The following is a 15,422-nucleotide window of genomic DNA, read 5'->3' as shown; positions in this document are numbered from 1 at the left end:
CTCGTGTCAGGCTAGAGGCGGCCCCTTCCGGCTCACGGATTCCGCTGGGGAATTCCCTCACACGAGTCATTGCCGTGCGGGGAAATTCCCTCGTGCCGCCGGGAATTGCACCATCCGGTCGCGGTCGGCCAGGGTCGACCGGCACCGTCCCGGTCCTGCACCTCGGCCGGCCGCCCCGGCGAACCGGCTGGTCACAGCGCTGCCGTACGGTGCACGCCCCGGTCCGTGGCGAGCGGGGCCCCCGCTGCCCCGCCGCCCGCCTCCACCCGGGACGTCCGCGTGCCGCAGTCGTCAACACGGCGCGCGAACCGGCATGTGCGACCGGCCACAACGGCCCCTCCGGACACGCCACTTGACCTCAACCAGGCTTGAACTTCTACGGTCGTGAGCGATGAAGGGAGTCCGCACGTGACGACTTTGGTAACAGGCGCGACGGGGAACACCGGACGGCATGTGGTGGCGGAACTGCTCCGCCGGGGCGAACCGGTACGGGCGCTCACCCGCGATCCCGCCGCCGCCGTGGCGGCGGGAAGGCTTCCGGCGGACGGGGTGGAGGTGGTGACCGGAACGCACACCGCGCCCGAGACTTTGGACGGTGCCCTCGCCGGTGCCGACCGGCTGCACATCACGGTGACGGCGGGGCTCGCCGAGGCCGGGCCCGCGCTGGTGCGGCGGGCGGTCGACGCGGGCGTGCGGCGCATCACGGTGGTGTGGGGCGGCTGGGTGGGACCGGTCGAACAGGCGGTCGCGGACTCGGGGGTGGAGTGGACACGGCTGGAGCCGCAGGAGTTCATGTCGAACGCGCTGACCTGGACGGAGTCGATCCGCGCCGAGAGCGTGGTGCGCGAGCCGTACGACGCGCCCAGTGCCGTCATCCACGAGGCCGACATCGGCGCGGTAGCGGCGACCGCCCTGCTGGAGGACGGGCACTCCGGACGGGCGTACAACCTGACCGGGCCCCGGGCGCTGACCACGCGGGAGCGGATCGCCGTGCTGTCCGGAGTCATCGGGCGCCCCGTGGAGTTCGTCCCGATCACGCACGAACAGGCGGTGGACAGGCTGCTGGCCGAGGGGGTGTCCCGGGAGGACGCCGACTACGTCATCAACTGGCACGCCGCTCCGCCGCCCGAGGCCTCGACCGTCGCGGACACGGTCGAGCGGGTGACGGGCCGCCCGGCGCGTACCTTCACGGAGTGGGCGACGGCCCACGCCGGACGCTTCTGACCACGCCCGATCACGCCCGGCCGGCCGGGGGGCCGGCCGGGCGCGCTCAGCGTGCTCGGGGTTCCGGGCGGCCGCTGCACTGCCGGCGGGCCCGGTGACCCACCGACCCGGCGGCGCCGTGCTCAGATGGCCGCCCAGCCGTTGTCCACCGGGAGGATCGCGCCGTTGATGTTGCTCGCGGCGTCGGAGGCGAGGAAGACGATCGCGGCGGCCTGTTCGGACGGCTCGGAGACCTTGCCCACCAGGCGCAGGTAGGGGCCGATGGCGCGGGGGCCGTGGGCCTCGGGGTCGGCCTGGGGGCGCATGCCGGTGGCCGTGCCGCCGGGGGCGATGGCGTTGGTGCGGATGCCCTGCTCGCGGTACATGACGGCCAGCGACTTCGTCAGTCCGGCGATGCCGTGCTTGGCAGCCGTGTACGCGGCGCCCGCCGCGCTGCCGCGCAGGCTCGCCTCGGAGGCGGTGAAGACGATGGCGGCGCTCTCCCGTTCCAGCAGGTGCGGGAGGGCGGCGCGGGTGAGGAGGAACGGGGCGGTGAGGTTGACGCGGATGACCCGGTCCCATTCGGCGTCGCCGGTCTCGCCGAGCGCGGACATCCGGTCCATGATCCCGGCGTTGTTGACCAGGATGTCGAGGCCGCCGTGCGCCTCCACGGCGGTGGCGACGACCTCGTCCACCACGCGCTGTTCGCTCAGGTCGCCGACGACGGCGCGGGCGGTGCCGCCGTCGCCCCCGATGGCGGCGACGACCCGTTCCGCCGCCTCGCCGTCGAGGTCGGCGACGAGTACCCGCGCGCCCTCCCCGGCGAAGCGCAGGGCGGCGGCGCGGCCGATGCCCGAGCCCGCCCCGGTGACGATCACGCTCTTGTCGCGCAGTCCTGTGGTGGTGGTCATCGTCTGTCCTTCTGGTGGCGGGTGCGGGTTCCCGGGCCCGAGCGGATCGGCCCCGGGGCCTCCCGGGAACGTGTGTGCCAGGTGGCACGGGGGTCTGAACCGCCGTTTCGCCGGGAAGTGGCTTACTTGACTCAGGCAAACATGATGAGCTTGCCTAAGTCAAACAATCATGGGCGAAGACATTGCTTGACTCAGGCAACGCTGAACTAGAGTGGATCCATGCCAGTCCCCACCCCCTCCTCCGGCGACTCTCCCGCCGACGGCGCACCTTCCCCCGAGGTGCTGGCCATCGAGAGCGCCCTCAACCGCATCACCTACCTCACCGCCCGCGCCCGCCAGCACACCCGGCTGATGTCCCAGGCCGGGGTCCCCCTGGACCGGGCCGGCGCCGCCCTGCTGAGGCAGGTGGCGGAGGCCGAGCCGCTGCGGCCCAGCGAGCTGGCCCAGCGGATGTCCGTGGAGGCGTCCCACGTCACCCGGCAGGCGCAGCAACTCCAGCGGGCCGGCTATCTGACCCGGGTCGCCGATCCGGAGGACCGGCGGGCCCAGCGCATCCGGATCACCGAGGCCGGCCGGGAAGCGGTGCGCAAGATCCGGGACGCCAGCGGCCGGAGCATGGAGGTGGCGCTCGCCGGCTGGTCACCGGAGGAACTCACCCAGCTCGCCGTCCTGTTCAACAAGATGGTGGACGACTTCCTCGCCCACGCGGACAACCTCACCGAAGAGGAGAGTACGGACGGGGCCTGACCCCACGGGCACTGAAACCCCGCCCCCTCCCCGCCGCCCCACTCGCCGTGAAGTCCAAGTGCTCCTTCCGAATGGTCTTTCATGCTGGTATCGCAGGCACCCCAGGCAAGCACTCACGACAAGGCGCCGCCGGCCAGGGGGGACGGGGAGCAGCTCCTTGTCCTCGCCGGCGATCCGCCGAGCGCCGAACTCCTCACCACCACCCTCGAACTGGCGGGCTACCGGGTCGACACGGGCGGCTGCGGCCGTGAGGCGGTCGCGTACCTCACCCGGCGCCGGTACGACCTGCTGATCCTCGATGTCGCGCTCCCCCGGCTCGACCGGCTGGCCGAGCACCGCCGGCCCCTGCCCGTACGGCCGCCCGTCCTCTTCCTCACCGACTGCGACTCCCTGTTCAGCCTGCTCCCCGGACTGGGCACCCGCCCCGCGCCCGAGGACTATGTCACCAAGCCGGTCCGGATCCCCGAGGTGCTGGCCAGAACGCAGCTGCTGCTGCGCGGCCGGGGCGCCGGGCGGTCCGATCAACTCGCCCCGCACTACGGCGATCTCGTCCTGGACGACGCCACCTGTCAGGCCCGGCGCGGGGCACGCCCGCTCGATCTCACCCCTGCCGAGTACCGGCTGCTGCGCCAACTGCTCGTCAACGCCGAGCAGGTGCTCTCCAAGGAACAGATCTGCCGCCACGTCTGGGGGGAGTTCCGGGCCGGCAACGCCATCGAGAAGCTCGTCTCCCGACTGCGGCGCAAGGTCGACCGGGAGGGGCCCCCGCTGATCCACACCCGGCGCGGCTTCGGCTACTGGCTGGGCCGCCGCGCCTCGGAGACCGTCGTCCTCTGTGACCTGTGTCACGTCAGGCTGCCGTCAGGTAACTGACCGCAAGGTGTCAGCTCCATCGGGTTGCCTGAACCCATCCTGCCCCGGTGCACCCCACAACCGAGGAGAGACATGGCCGACACCCCAGCATTCGGCTACCGCCCGCACCCGTGCCCGGGCCCGTCGCTCGACCGCCCGGAGCCGCAGATCGTGTACGGCGCGCTCCACCGCCGGATACCGGGGCTGCGGCCGGCCGTGCCGTTCGAGGAGATCGCGTTCGTGCCCGACGGGACCACGTACGACGTGCGTGCCGTGCCCGTCACCTGGTGACCCCCCTTCACTTTCCGAGGAGTCGCATCATGCGCGTAGAAGTCGACGAACCCAAGTGTGTGGCGTCCGGTCAGTGCGTCGTGGCCTCGCCCGGCGTCTTCGACCAGCGGGACGAGGACGGCGTCGTGATCCTGCTGGAACAGACGCCGCCGGCCGCCCTCCACGACGCGGTACGGGAGGCCGCCGCCGTGTGCCCGGCGGCGGCGATCCGGCTGGTGCAGGGGTGATCCGGTGACCCGGATCGTCATCGTCGGCGCCTCCGCCGCCGGGCTCGCGGCGGCCGAGACGCTGCGCCGCGAGGGGTACGACGGCACGCTCACCCTCATCGGCGACGAGCCGCACCCGCCGTACGACCGGCCGCCGTTGTCCAAGCAGGTGCTCGCCGGGCAGTGGGCCCCCCAGCGCCTGGCGCTGCGCGCCCCGGCCGATCTCGTCGCGCTCGGCCTGGACCTGCGGCTGGGCACCGCCGCCACCGGGGTGGACCCGGCCGCCCGCACCGTCCTGCTCGCGGACGGCGGAGGCACGCGCGAACGCGACCTGCCCTACGACGGACTCATCATCGCCACCGGCGTACGGCCGCGCCTGCTTCCCGGCTCCGGCGGGGACGCCGCCCATGTGCTGCGCACCGTGGAGGACGCCCTGGCACTGCGGGACCGGCTGCGCCCCGGCCGCCATCTGGTGGTCGTCGGCGCCGGGTTCCTCGGCGCGGAGGCCGCCGCGGTGGCCCGGAACCTGGGCGCGGAGGTCACCCTCCTCGAACCGGCCCCGGTCCCGCTGGCGCACGCCGTCGGCGAGCGGATCGGTGACCTGCTCGCCGCGGTGCACCGGGCGCACGGCGTCACGCTGCGCACCGGCGTCACCGTCCGCGAGGTGCTGGACGGCGGGCGCGGCGTACGGCTGGCGGACGGCGAGGAGATCCCGGCCGACGACGTGCTGGTGGCGATCGGATCCCGGCCGAACACCGAGTGGCTGGCCGGCAGCGGACTGCCGGTGGACGACGGCCTGGTGTGCGACGCGTACTGCGCCGCCGCCCCCGGCGTCTACGGCGCGGGCGATGTCGCGCGCTGGCACCATCCGCTGTTCGGCACGGCGCTGCGCGTCGAGCACCGTACGCACGCCGCCGAGCAGGGCATGGCCGCCGCCCGGAATCTGCTGCGCCCCGAAGGGCGCCGCCCCTTCGCGCCGGTGCCGTACTTCTGGTCCGACCAGTACGACCTGAAGGTCCAGGCGTACGGGCACCTGCGCGGGCACGACGAACTCGCGGTCGTGGCGGGCGATCTCGCCGAACGCCGGTTCCTGGCCGTCTACCGCACCGGTGACCACCTCACCGGCGCGCTCGCCGTCGGCATGCCGCCCCGGGCGATCCGCCCGTGGCGGGCGGCCGTCGCCGCCCGCACCCCCTGGCACAAGGCGCTGCGCGACGCCGCACCCGGCACGACCGCCGGCACCATCTCCCCCGTTCCGTGAAGCAAGCAGAAGGGTTACGCGTGTCAGCGACAGACGATCTGGGGTTCGATCCGGACGCCCTGCGTGCCAAGTACCGGGCCGAGCGCGACCGCCGGGTCCGCCCGGACGGCAGCCGGCAGTATCTGCGCACCACCGGCGAGTTCGGATATTACGAGGAGGACCCGTACGCCGGCCCCGACGCGGAGAGTGCCACCCGCGAGCCGGTCACCGGCCGTGCGGACGCGGTCATCATCGGCGGCGGGTTCGGCGGTCTGCTGGCCGGGGCGCGGCTGCGCCAGGCCGGGCTGCGGGACATCCGGATCATCGAGAAGGCCGGCGACTTCGGCGGCACCTGGTACTGGAACCGCTACCCCGGCATCCACTGCGACATCGAGTCGTACGTCTATCTGCCGCTGCTGGAGGAGATCGGCTACGTCCCGCGCTGGAAGTACGCGCCGGGTGAGGAGATCCGGCAGCACGCGCGGGCGATCGGGCGGCACTTCGGCCTGTACGAGGGCGCCTGCTTCCGGACCGAGGTGACCGCCCTGGACTGGGACGAGGACGCGCAGGGCTGGACGGTGCGCACCGATCGCGGGGACCGCGTCGAGGCCCGCTACGTGGTGGTCTCCAGCGGCCCCTTCAACCGGCCCAAGCTGCCGGGCATTCCGGGGATCGAGACGTTCACCGGGCACACCTTCCACACCAGCCGCTGGGACTACGGCTACACCGGCGGCGACGCGAACGGCAATCTGCACAAGCTGGCGGACAAGCGCGTCGGGGTGATCGGCACCGGCGCCACAGCCATCCAGTGCGTGCCGCATCTGGGCGCGGACGCACAGGAGTTGTTCGTCTTCCAGCGCACCCCGTCCTCGGTCGACGTGCGCGGCAACCGGCCCACCGATCCGCGGTGGGCGGCCTCGCTGTCCCCCGGCTGGCAGGCGCACCGCCGGGACAACTTCCTCACCGTGGTCACCGGTGGTGAGGCCGCGGAGGACCTGGTGGCGGACGGCTGGACCTCGGGCGCCGAACTCCAGCGCGCCATGCTGCCGGTGGCGGGCCGCGAAAGCCCCGAAGTCCTCGCCGAGCTGGCCGACTTCCGCAAGATGAACGAGATCAGGGCCAGGGTGGAGAGCGTCGTCACCGAGCCGGGCACGGCGGAGACACTCAAGCCCTGGTACCGCTACATGTGCAAGCGGCCCACCTTCAGCGACACCTATCTGCCCACCTTCAACCGGCCCAACGTGACGCTGGTGGACACCGGCGGGCACGGGGTGGAGCGGATCACCGAGCGCGCGGTCGTGGTGAACGGCACGGCGTACGAGCTGGACTGCCTGATCTTCGCCACCGGCTTCGAGACGGCGGTGCGCCCGGCCGACCGGGCGGGTCTGGCGGTACGGGGCCGGGGCGGGGTCACGCTCGCCGAGCACTGGCGGGAGGGGCCGCGTACGCTGCACGGTTTCTACAGCCACGGCTTCCCCAACCTCTTCCATCTCGGCACGCTCCAGAACGCGGTGTCCGTCAACTTCACGCACGCGCTGGACGATCAGGCCGTGCACGTGGCGGAGGTGGTCGCCGAGGCGCGCTCGCGCGGCGCCCGGCGGATCGAGCCGTCGGCGCGGGCCGAGGCGGCCTGGGTGGCCACGGTGCGCCAACCCGTCCCGGCCCGGCTGAAGTTCCTCGCCGAGTGCACCCCCGGGTACTACAACAACGAGGGCAAGGTGCCCGAGCGCATCGAGTCCTACGCCGCGGGCCCCGTCGCCTTCTACGAGATGCTGCGGCAGTGGCGCACCGACAGCGGCATCGGTGAGGTGATCGTCAAGTGACGGCCGTCCTCGCCCCGGCGGGGCTGGCGGCGCCCACCCGGTTCGATCCGACGGGGCGGGCCCGGCCGCACAGCCGCCGCTGGCGGATCGAGCGGCTCAACCGGCCGAACCCGCTGTGGGGTTCGAACGGGGTCGCGTTCGGGCCCGACGGACGGCTGTACGTGGCGCAGTTCCTGGCCGGGCAGATCAGCGCGGTGGATCCGGTCTCCGGCGAGATCGAGACGGTGGTCCCGCTGGACGGCCCCGTACAGGCGCCGGACGATCTGGCGTTCGGCGCGGACGGCTCGATGTACATCGCCGACCTGCCGGCGGGGCGGGTGTGGCGGCGTACCCCGGCCGGCGCGTACCACCTGGTGTCGGACGAGGTGGTGGTGCCGAACGGCATCACCTGTATCGGCGACCGGCTGTTCGTCAACGAGATGCGGGTGGACGGCCGGCTGCTGGAGCTGTTCCCGGACGGTTCGCGCGGGCCGAAGGTGGTGGCCGAGGGGCTGGCCATGGGCAACGCGATGCAGCAGGGCCCGGACGGGCTGCTGTACTACCCGCAGATCATGGTGGGCGAGTTGTGGCGGGTCCCGCCGGACGGCGGCGTCCCGGAACTGGTCGCCTCGGACGTACCGGGGCCGGTCGGGGCGCGGTTCGACCGGGACGGGACGCTGGTGGGGGTCTCCAGCGGGATGTCCGGGCAGCTCACCAGGATCGACGTGTTCGGCGACGGCCGCCGTTCGGTGCTGGCCACGGGGGTGCGGGGCATCGACAACCTGGCCATCGACGCCGCCCACCGGATGTTCCTGACCAGCTACGCGGGCGGCGGCGTCACGGTGCTGCGCAGCGACGGCCGGTCCCGGGAACTGGTGCCGCCGAGCCTCAACGGCCCGTTCGGGGTGACGGCGGACGCGCGGGGCACCGTGTACGCGGCGGACCACTACCGCCTGGGCAGGGTGGAGGGCCGGGCGGACGGCGGCGTGGAGACCCTGGAGATCTTCAACGGCGCGCACGGAGTGGTGGCGCTGGGCCGGGAACTGCATCTCACGTCCGAGACGGGCGAGGTGCTGACGTACCACCTCGGGGAGCGCGTCCCGCGGGTGCGGGCGGCCGGCCTGCGCCTGCCGATGGGCATCGCGGTGGGTGCGGGCGGCGTGCCGGTGGTCGCGGAGACCGGCGCGGGGCGGGTGGTGGCCGTGCCCGCGGCGGGCGCGATCAGGGTGCTGGCGGCGGGACTTGACCATCCGGTGGATGTGGCGTTCGACGAGGAGGGCCGCTGCTATGTGAGTGAGGAGCGGCTGGGTACGGTGCTGCGCGTCGAGTCGAACGGCGCGCCGACCACGTTCGCGAGCGGGCTCGGCGGGCCGCAGGGTCTGGTGGTGCGCGGCCCGGAGCTGTTCACGGTGGAGACGGAGCACCGGCGGCTGGTGTCGTTCTGTCTGGAGACGGGGCGGCGGCGGGTGGAGGCGGAGCGGCTGCCGGTGGGGCTGCCCCCGGGCATCGAGCGGGAGGAGCCGGATCCGGTACCGGGTGTGGCGGGCCGGCCACGGCGCTTCGCGGGGCTGGCCCTGGCGCCGGACGGCTCGCTGTTGCTGTCGGCGAACGGGGAGGGCACCGTCCTGCGCCTGTCGCCGCGCTGAGCGGAGCCGGTGGGCCGAAGGGCCGGGCCGCCCCCAGGGGAGCGGCCCGGCCCAGGTGCTGTGCGGGTCAGGGGGCGTAGGTCTCGTACTCCGCGACCCTGGGGGTGCTGCTCGCGCTGGTGATCTCGAAGGTGATCTTCCGTACCGAGGTGGCCGGGAACGAGATGACGCCCGCTCCGCTGCCGGTGGCCAGGACGGCGCCGGTGTCGGCGTTCAGCACCCGGTAGGAGCCGATGCGGCCGGTGGCGCCCGACGCCTCCCTGATGTTGATCTTGGAGACGGTGGTGGCGGAGCTCCACTTGATCGAGATGGAGCCCGTGGTGCCGTTCGGCGACCAGTAGGTGTTCATGTTGGCGTCCCGCACGTTCCCGTAGCTGGTGCCGCTGGCCTTGCTGCTGCCGTCGGAGTCACCGGCAAGGCTCAGGTTGGTGCCGCCGGGGGTGCCGGGGTCCGGGTTGCCCGGGTCGGGGTTGCCGGGGTCGGGGTTGCCGGGGTTGCCCGGGTCCGGGTTCTGCGGGGTGCAGCTGCCGTCCGAGACGCGGTTGCCCTTGTTGGCGCCCGCCGTCTGGGCGACCACGCCCGGCACGCAGTTGGCCGGGTCCAGGCTGTGGGAGTAGGGGATGCTCACCGAGGTGGTGGAGGTCGGGTTGGGGCCGGCCGGGTTGGTGGTGCCGCCGCGGCTGGACCAGGTCACGTTGTCGAACGTGTTGCCGTTGACGTGCCAGTAGCCGGCCTCGGAGGTGTAGAAGGTGCCCAGGACGTCCTTGGAGTCCTCGAAGTAGTTGTTGTCCACCCGGACGCGGGCCCCGGCCCGGGAGTTGATCCCCGAGTCGTTGATGTTCAGGAAGTGGTTGTTGTACGTGTGGGCGATCCCGCCGCGCATCAGCGGGGCGCGGGAGTCGATGTTCTGGTACAGGTTGTGGTGGTAGGTGACATAGCCGTTGGAGAGGTCGCTCTCGCTGGACCCGACCAGGCCGCCACGGCCCGAGTTGCGCAGGATGCTGTAGGACAGGGTCACGTACTGGGTGTTGTTCTTCAGGTCGAACAGCCCGTCGTAGCCCTCCGATTCGCCGCCCGACGCCTCCAGAGTGACGTGGTCCACCCACACGTTGCGGACGTTGTTCTCCATGCCGATGGCGTCACCGCCGTTGGAGGTCGGCGAACCCGACTTCTTGACGTTCCGCACGGTCACGTTCTGGATGATGATGTTGCTCGACTCGCGGACGTGGATGCCCACCTGGTCGAACAGGGCACCGGTCCCGACGCCGATCAGCGTGACGTTGCTGATCTGCTTGAGTTCGATGACCCCGTCGGCGGTGTTGCAGCTGCCGCCCGACACCTTGCTGGTGTTGCCGTGGTTGATGGTGCCCTGCACCTCGATGATGATCGGGGTGCTGCTGCTGGCCCGGCCGCACAGGGCCGCGTGGATCTGGGTTCCCGTGGTGGCCCGGACGGTCTGGCCGCCGGCTCCGCCGGTGGTGCCGCCGTTCTGGGACGCGTAACCGGTGGCGGTGCCGACCGCGGCCGATGCCTGCGGCACCGACAGGAACGCGCCGGTCGCGACCACCAGGGCCGTCAGGGCCATGGTCACGCAGAGTCGCACAAGCGCGACTGATCCTCTCATTGCTCCGCTCGCCTCTCATTTCCACATCGTGGGGGGTTGCTGGGCGTTGCTGGGCATTACTGGATGACACGTGGTGCGACCGCTCGCTGGGGCCACATCCCGGCATGGCGCAGTACGCCCTTTCCCTCCGCGGCGGGTTGGCGCCGTGGCGGGCGGAGTCACACGGGATCAGTAGCGGCTGATGCGCAGAACACAGCGGGTGTCCGGCAGTTACGGCTCACCGGACGCCTGTTGCAAGCGCTTTCTGGCATCGGAGAATAGAAGTGCGACCGCCCGGTGGCAAGAGATCGGGCAGCATCCGTGGCCGACCGGGAAAACCGGTTGCCCGCCCGGGGCGGCGCGGGCACGGTGGGCCCGGTGAACGCACCGGAGGTACGCCCCCACATCGACGCGGCACTGGTCCGCCGGCTGATCGCCGCGCAATTCCCGCGATGGGCCCACCTGCCCGTCGAGCAGGTGCTGCCCGGAGGCAACGACAACCGCACGTTCCGGCTCGGGGACACCATGACCGTACGGCTGCCGAGCGCCACCGGCTACGCGGGGCAGGTCCGCAAGGAGCAGCGCTGGCTGCCGGAGCTGGCGCCGCTGTTGCCGCTGCCGATCCCGGCGCCGCTGGCCGCGGGCGCGCCCGGTGAGGGGTTTCCCTTCCCCTGGTCGGTCAACCGCTGGCTGGAGGGCCGTCCGGCGCGGGAGCACCGGATCGCCGACATGCGCGCCTTCGCCGTCGATCTGGCGGGCTTCCTCACCGCGCTCCAGCGGATCGACCCCACCGGCGGACCGGCCCCGGCACTGCACACCGGGTTCCGCGGCGGGCCGTTGAGGACCTACGACGCGGACACCCGTACGGCCATCGACGCGCTGCGCGACGGCGAGGTGCCCGGCGCGCTCGCCACCGAGATCTGGGAGAAGGCGCTGGGGGCGGGGTGGCCAGGCCCGCCGGTGTGGTTCCACGGCGACATCGCGTGGGGCAATCTGCTGGTCGACGGGGACGGCCGGCTGTCGGCGGTGATCGACTTCGGCTGCATGGGTGTCGGGGACCCGGCGTGCGAGGCGGTGATCGCCTGGACGCTGTTCACGGGCGAGAGCCGCCGGGCCTTCCGGGAGGTCCTCGGGGTGGACGACGCGACCTGGGCCCGGGCGCGCGGCTGGGCGCTGTGGAAGGCGCTGATCGTGCTGGCCGCGAGCCGGGAGGGCGACGAGGCGTCCGCGGCGGAGTCCCGGCGGGTACTGGCCGGGATCTTCTCGGAGTACGGCGGGTGAGTTGCGGCTAGCCTGAGGCCATGCCGCGCCGCGACAAGGACCATGAGCCGACGATCGCACACCAACACCCCGGCAGGGGCCGGGCGTTGAGCCGGGCGATCCCGGGGGGCACGGCCGCGTGGCTCCCCTGACGGCCGGGCCCGGACAACGGGCCGTTCTGTCACGGCCGTTGTCGGTGCCGCTGGTGGCCGGGGTGGTGGGGCTGCTGCCGTTCGCGGTGGCCGCGCAGCCGGGTGAGGGGGTGCGGGACACCGCGTTCTGGCTTCAGTTGGTGGTCGCCGGGTACGCCGGGGTACGGCTGTGCACCATGGTGCTGTCGGGGCGGCGGCGGCTGGTCCAGGGCGTTTTCTGGCTGTTCTGCTATCTGGCGATGGGCATCGCCCCGCTCGCCCAGTCGGTGCTCGGCCGTGATCCCACCCCGGTGCTGGGCCCGCGCTCGGACACGCTGCTGGCGACCGTGCTGGTGCTGACCGGGATGGTCGCCTTCGATGTCGGGGCGCTGCTGGCCCGGCACCGGCCCTCGCTGCGCAGCATGCGCGCGCCGGCCGCCACCGTGCACCGGCGCCGGCTGTTCGTGCTGGTCGCGGTGGCGTACGTGGCGAGCGGGCTGCTGATCGTGCGGCTGGGCGGCCCGGCGGTCTTCTTCAGCAGCCGGCAGGAGGTGGGCGCCGCGCTGAACGAGGCGACGGCCTCCGGCGTGGACGGGGCCGGGGGCGAGGCGGGCAACGCGCTGCTGCGCGGCTTCGGCACCGTACCGGCGCTGCTGGCGCTGCTGTTCCTCACCCGCTGGCTGGTCACCTCGCGGCGGGCGCGGCGGCGGCTGTGGCTGGTGCTGTGCTGGGCCGGTTTGCTCGTCCTCAACGTCATCGTCAACAACCCGATCTCCAATCCCCGTTACTGGTTCCTGACGGTGCTGTTCGCGCTGCTGTTCACGCTCTTTCCGCGCAGCAGTGTGATGTACCGGGCGGCGCTGGCGCTGGGCCTGGTGGTGGCGCTGCTGGTCTTCCCGTTCACCGACCGGTTCCGGTACGACGAGGAGGGGCGGCAGCCGGTGGAGACCGGGTCGCTGATGGAGCCGCTGGTCATCAAGGACTACGACCAGGTGGGGATGTTCGCGAACACGGTGACGTACGCGGGGGACGGCAACGGGCACACGCTGGGCCGCCAGGTGGTGGGCGCGGCGCTGTTCTTCGTGCCGCGCACGGTGTGGGAGTCCAAGCCGGAGGACACCGGGTTCCTGGTGGGCGGCTGGATGGGCACCTCCAGCGCCAATCTGTCCTCGCCGCTGTGGGCGGAACTGTGGCTGGACTTCGGCCCGCTGGGCATGGCGGCGGGTTTCGTCGCGGTGGGCTACCTGGCGGCGCGCACGGACCGCCGCTATGTGGCACGGACGCTGGACGATCCCTCGCCGGGCAATGTGCTGGCGGTGGTGGCGCCCGTGCTGGCCGGGTACAGCTTCATCCTGCTGCGCGGTTCGCTGCTCCAGGCGTCGGGGCGGATCGGGATCGCGCTGCTGTGTCTGGCGCTGGTGACGAGTTGGCGGGGGGATCCGCGGACGCAGTTGCGCTGACGGGCTCTTGACGGCGCGGTCCGCACATCTGTCTGATGAGCGTGCACGCGTCAAAAGTCCCCCACGCTTCTGGAGCGTCCATGACCTACCGCCGTCCGGCCGTGCCCGTCATCGCCCTCTCCCTCGCTCTCGCCGCCGGACTCGCCGGCGGTGCCACCGCCGCACCCGCGCCCACGGGAGCCACGCCCCCCACGACGGCCGCCGCGCCCGACATCGAGGTGGACCGGGTCCTGGGCCACCTCACCGAGCTGGAGTCCATCGCCGCCGCGCACGGCGGCAACCGCGCGCACGGCCAGCCCGGTTACGCCGCCTCCCTCGACTACATCGAGGGTCTGCTGGAGGAGGCGGGGTACGAGACCAGCCGCCACGCCTTCACCAACGCCGGCATCACCAGCTGGAACCTCATCGCCACCTGGCCGCACGCCGCCACCGACGAGGTGCTGATGGCCGGGGCCCACCTGGACTCGGTACGGTCCGGGGCGGGCGTCAACGACAACGGTTCTGGGTCCGCGGCGGTCCTGGAGGTGGCGCTGGCGGTCGCCGGGGCCGACCTGCGCCCGCAGAAGGAGCTGCGGTTCGGCTGGTGGGGCGCGGAGGAGCTGGGCATGGTCGGCTCGCGCGCCTACGTCGCCTCGCTCAGCGCCACGGAACGCGCCCGCTTCGGGGAATACCTGAACTTCGACATGATCGGCTCCCCGAACGCCGGTTACTTCGTCTACGACGACGACGCGGCGATCGAGGCGCTGTTCAACGACTGGTTCGCGGCGCGCGGCATCCCCACCGAGCCGGCCACCGCCGCCCGCAACAGCTCCGACCACGTCCCGTTCCGCAGCGCCGGCATCCCGGTGGGCGGCCTGTTCACCGGGGCGGGCAACACGATGACGGCGGCCCAGGCGGCGCAGTGGAACGGTACGGCGGGCGTCGCGTTCGACCCCTGCTACCACCGGGCGTGCGACACCCTCGACAACATCGATCAGACGGCGCTCGACCTCAACACGGATGCGCTGGCGCACGTCCTGTGGGAGCTGGGTTCCTGAGCGCCGCCCCGCTCACGCCCTGACCGCCTGCCGGTGGTGGCTGGGCCGGACCCCGTACACCCGCTGGAACGCCACGCTCAGCCCGAACGCGCTGCCGTAGCCGACCTGCCGGGCGATCGACTCCACCGTGGCGTCGGTGCGGGCCAGCAGGTCGGCGGCCTGGGCCAGCCGCCAGCCCGTCAGGTACGCCATCGGCGGCTCGCCGACGAGTTCGGTGAAGCGGCGCGCGAACGTCGCCCGGGAGACACCGGCTTCGGCGGCCAGCCCCTCCACCGTCCAGCTCCTGGCGGGCCGGTCGTGGATGAGCCGCAGCGCCGGGCCCACCACCGGATCGCCCAACGCGCGGTACCAGCCCGGCGGATCGGCCTCGGGACGGGCGAACCACTCGCGCAGGGTGGCGAGCAGCAGCAGGTCGAGCAGCCGGTCAAGAACGGCCTGCTGGCCGGGGTCGTCCCGGCTGATCTCCAGCGCGGCGAGGTCCAGGATCGGCCGGGGTCCGTCGCCGTGCGGGACGACCAGCACCCGGGGCAGCGCGCGCAGCAGCCGCTCGGAGACGCGGCCCCCGACCTGGTAGGTGCCGGTGAGCAGGATCGCCTCCGGGCACTCCAGGCAGTTGCCGCAGGTGCGCAGGGAGAGCAGCAGATCGTCACTGATCGCCTCGCCGTCCGCCGTCGTGCAGAGGTCGGGGCCGTGCACGACGTACAGCGGGGCGGTGCCGGGATCCGGGGAATCGGCGACGGTGAACGGCTGGGCCCCCACCACGATGGCCACATCGCCCGGCCCGGCCGCGACGGGCGCGGCCCCGCCGCCCGGGTGGATGTGGCCGGTGCCGCGAACCATGGTGACCAGGGTCAGCGGGGTCCGGGCTGCGAACCCCACCGACCAGGGCGGGGTCATCAGGTTCCGGCTGAAGAGGGCGCCGTCGGACCGTACCTCGTACAGCAGTTGGGCGAGTGCGTCCATGCTCCCCAGTTTGGACGATCGGACATCCGAGTGAGCCGATGAACCATTCCCGCGCTCACCGCTGCCGGGT

General features: G+C 72.6%; 14 protein-coding genes. 11 read left to right on the top strand and 3 right to left on the bottom strand.

What is annotated here, in order from left to right; all coding sequences use genetic code 11:
- The first annotated feature begins 408 nt into the window (after positions 1–408).
- The gene (locus H7827_RS22745) at positions 409–1,224 is read left to right on the top strand and encodes an NmrA family NAD(P)-binding protein (RefSeq protein ID WP_432747173.1); all 816 of its coding nucleotides are present in this window, start codon (positions 409–411) and stop codon (positions 1,222–1,224) included.
- A 122-nt stretch (positions 1,225–1,346) separates the two neighbouring features.
- Here the strand turns inward: H7827_RS22745 and H7827_RS22740 are convergent, their stop codons facing one another.
- Positions 1,347–2,114 carry an SDR family NAD(P)-dependent oxidoreductase gene (locus tag H7827_RS22740; RefSeq protein ID WP_432747172.1) on the bottom strand — a complete coding sequence of 256 codons (768 nt, stop codon included), beginning with the start codon at positions 2,112–2,114 and terminating at the stop codon, positions 1,347–1,349.
- Between the two features lie 219 nt (positions 2,115–2,333).
- Between H7827_RS22740 and H7827_RS22735 the strand changes: the two genes are divergently transcribed.
- From H7827_RS22735 to H7827_RS22705, 7 genes are all read left to right on the top strand, one after another.
- Positions 2,334–2,861 (top strand): MarR family winged helix-turn-helix transcriptional regulator, encoded by a 528-nt coding sequence (locus H7827_RS22735; RefSeq protein ID WP_432747171.1) that lies wholly within the window; start codon positions 2,334–2,336, stop codon positions 2,859–2,861.
- 81 nt (positions 2,862–2,942) lie between these two features.
- Positions 2,943–3,734, top strand: a complete 792-nt coding sequence (locus H7827_RS22730; protein WP_432747170.1) for a response regulator transcription factor — start codon at positions 2,943–2,945, stop codon at positions 3,732–3,734.
- Between the two features lie 72 nt (positions 3,735–3,806).
- Positions 3,807–4,004: a hypothetical protein gene (locus tag H7827_RS22725; protein ID WP_432747169.1), complete on the top strand. Its 198-nt coding sequence runs from the start codon at positions 3,807–3,809 to the stop codon at positions 4,002–4,004.
- Between the two features lie 29 nt (positions 4,005–4,033).
- Entirely contained in the window at positions 4,034–4,231 is a 198-nt protein-coding gene (locus H7827_RS22720; protein ID WP_432747168.1) for a ferredoxin, read from the top strand.
- A 4-nt stretch (positions 4,232–4,235) separates the two neighbouring features.
- Entirely contained in the window at positions 4,236–5,471 is a 1,236-nt protein-coding gene (locus H7827_RS22715; RefSeq protein WP_432747167.1) for an NAD(P)/FAD-dependent oxidoreductase, read from the top strand.
- 20 nt (positions 5,472–5,491) lie between these two features.
- Entirely contained in the window at positions 5,492–7,273 is a 1,782-nt protein-coding gene (locus tag H7827_RS22710) for a flavin-containing monooxygenase (protein ID WP_432747166.1), read from the top strand.
- Positions 7,270–8,898, top strand: coding sequence for a virginiamycin B lyase family protein (locus tag H7827_RS22705; RefSeq protein ID WP_432747165.1), 1,629 nt, complete (start codon positions 7,270–7,272; stop codon positions 8,896–8,898). The genes H7827_RS22710 and H7827_RS22705 overlap by 4 nt, the downstream gene beginning before the upstream one ends.
- Positions 8,899–8,965: 67 nt before the next feature.
- Here H7827_RS22705 and H7827_RS22700 read toward each other — a convergent pair whose 3' ends face one another.
- On the bottom strand, positions 8,966–10,522 hold the full coding sequence (locus H7827_RS22700; protein WP_432747164.1) for a pectate lyase family protein: 1,557 nt from the start codon (positions 10,520–10,522) through the stop codon (positions 8,966–8,968).
- Positions 10,523–10,879: 357 nt separating this feature from the next.
- Here H7827_RS22700 and H7827_RS22695 point away from each other — a divergent pair, with 357 nt between their 5' ends.
- The 3 genes from H7827_RS22695 to H7827_RS22685 all read left to right on the top strand — a co-directional run bounded on the left by H7827_RS22695 (position 10,880) and on the right by H7827_RS22685 (position 14,389).
- Complete coding sequence (locus tag H7827_RS22695; RefSeq protein WP_432747163.1) at positions 10,880–11,782, top strand: aminoglycoside phosphotransferase family protein; 903 nt, start codon at positions 10,880–10,882, stop codon at positions 11,780–11,782.
- Positions 11,783–11,900: 118 nt separating this feature from the next.
- Positions 11,901–13,352: a hypothetical protein gene (locus tag H7827_RS22690; protein WP_432747162.1), complete on the top strand. Its 1,452-nt coding sequence runs from the start codon at positions 11,901–11,903 to the stop codon at positions 13,350–13,352.
- 80 nt (positions 13,353–13,432) lie between these two features.
- Positions 13,433–14,389, top strand: coding sequence for a M28 family metallopeptidase (locus H7827_RS22685; RefSeq protein ID WP_432747161.1), 957 nt, complete (start codon positions 13,433–13,435; stop codon positions 14,387–14,389).
- Between the two features lie 12 nt (positions 14,390–14,401).
- On the opposite strand, the gene H7827_RS22680 is transcribed toward H7827_RS22685, so the two are convergent.
- Complete coding sequence (locus H7827_RS22680; RefSeq protein ID WP_432747159.1) at positions 14,402–15,352, bottom strand: cupin domain-containing protein; 951 nt, start codon at positions 15,350–15,352, stop codon at positions 14,402–14,404.
- Positions 15,353–15,422: the final 70 nt, after the last annotated feature.

This window comes from Streptomyces sp. JH002 (genome assembly GCF_050916115.1).
GTDB lineage: Bacteria > Actinomycetota > Actinomycetes > Streptomycetales > Streptomycetaceae > Streptomyces > Streptomyces xiamenensis.
This window is presented reverse-complemented; position numbering and strand designations above follow the sequence as displayed.

Coding starts and splice junctions, on each gene's coding strand:
- H7827_RS22700 (WP_432747164.1), bottom strand. CDS start 10,522: ATGAGAGGATCAGTCGCGCTTGTGCGACTCTGCGTGACCATGGCCCTG.
- H7827_RS22730 (WP_432747170.1), top strand. CDS start 2,943: ATGCTGGTATCGCAGGCACCCCAGGCAAGCACTCACGACAAGGCGCCG.
- H7827_RS22680 (WP_432747159.1), bottom strand. CDS start 15,352: ATGGACGCACTCGCCCAACTGCTGTACGAGGTACGGTCCGACGGCGCC.
- H7827_RS22735 (WP_432747171.1), top strand. CDS start 2,334: ATGCCAGTCCCCACCCCCTCCTCCGGCGACTCTCCCGCCGACGGCGCA.
- H7827_RS22725 (WP_432747169.1), top strand. CDS start 3,807: ATGGCCGACACCCCAGCATTCGGCTACCGCCCGCACCCGTGCCCGGGC.
- H7827_RS22685 (WP_432747161.1), top strand. CDS start 13,433: ATGACCTACCGCCGTCCGGCCGTGCCCGTCATCGCCCTCTCCCTCGCT.
- H7827_RS22740 (WP_432747172.1), bottom strand. CDS start 2,114: ATGACCACCACCACAGGACTGCGCGACAAGAGCGTGATCGTCACCGGG.
- H7827_RS22720 (WP_432747168.1), top strand. CDS start 4,034: ATGCGCGTAGAAGTCGACGAACCCAAGTGTGTGGCGTCCGGTCAGTGC.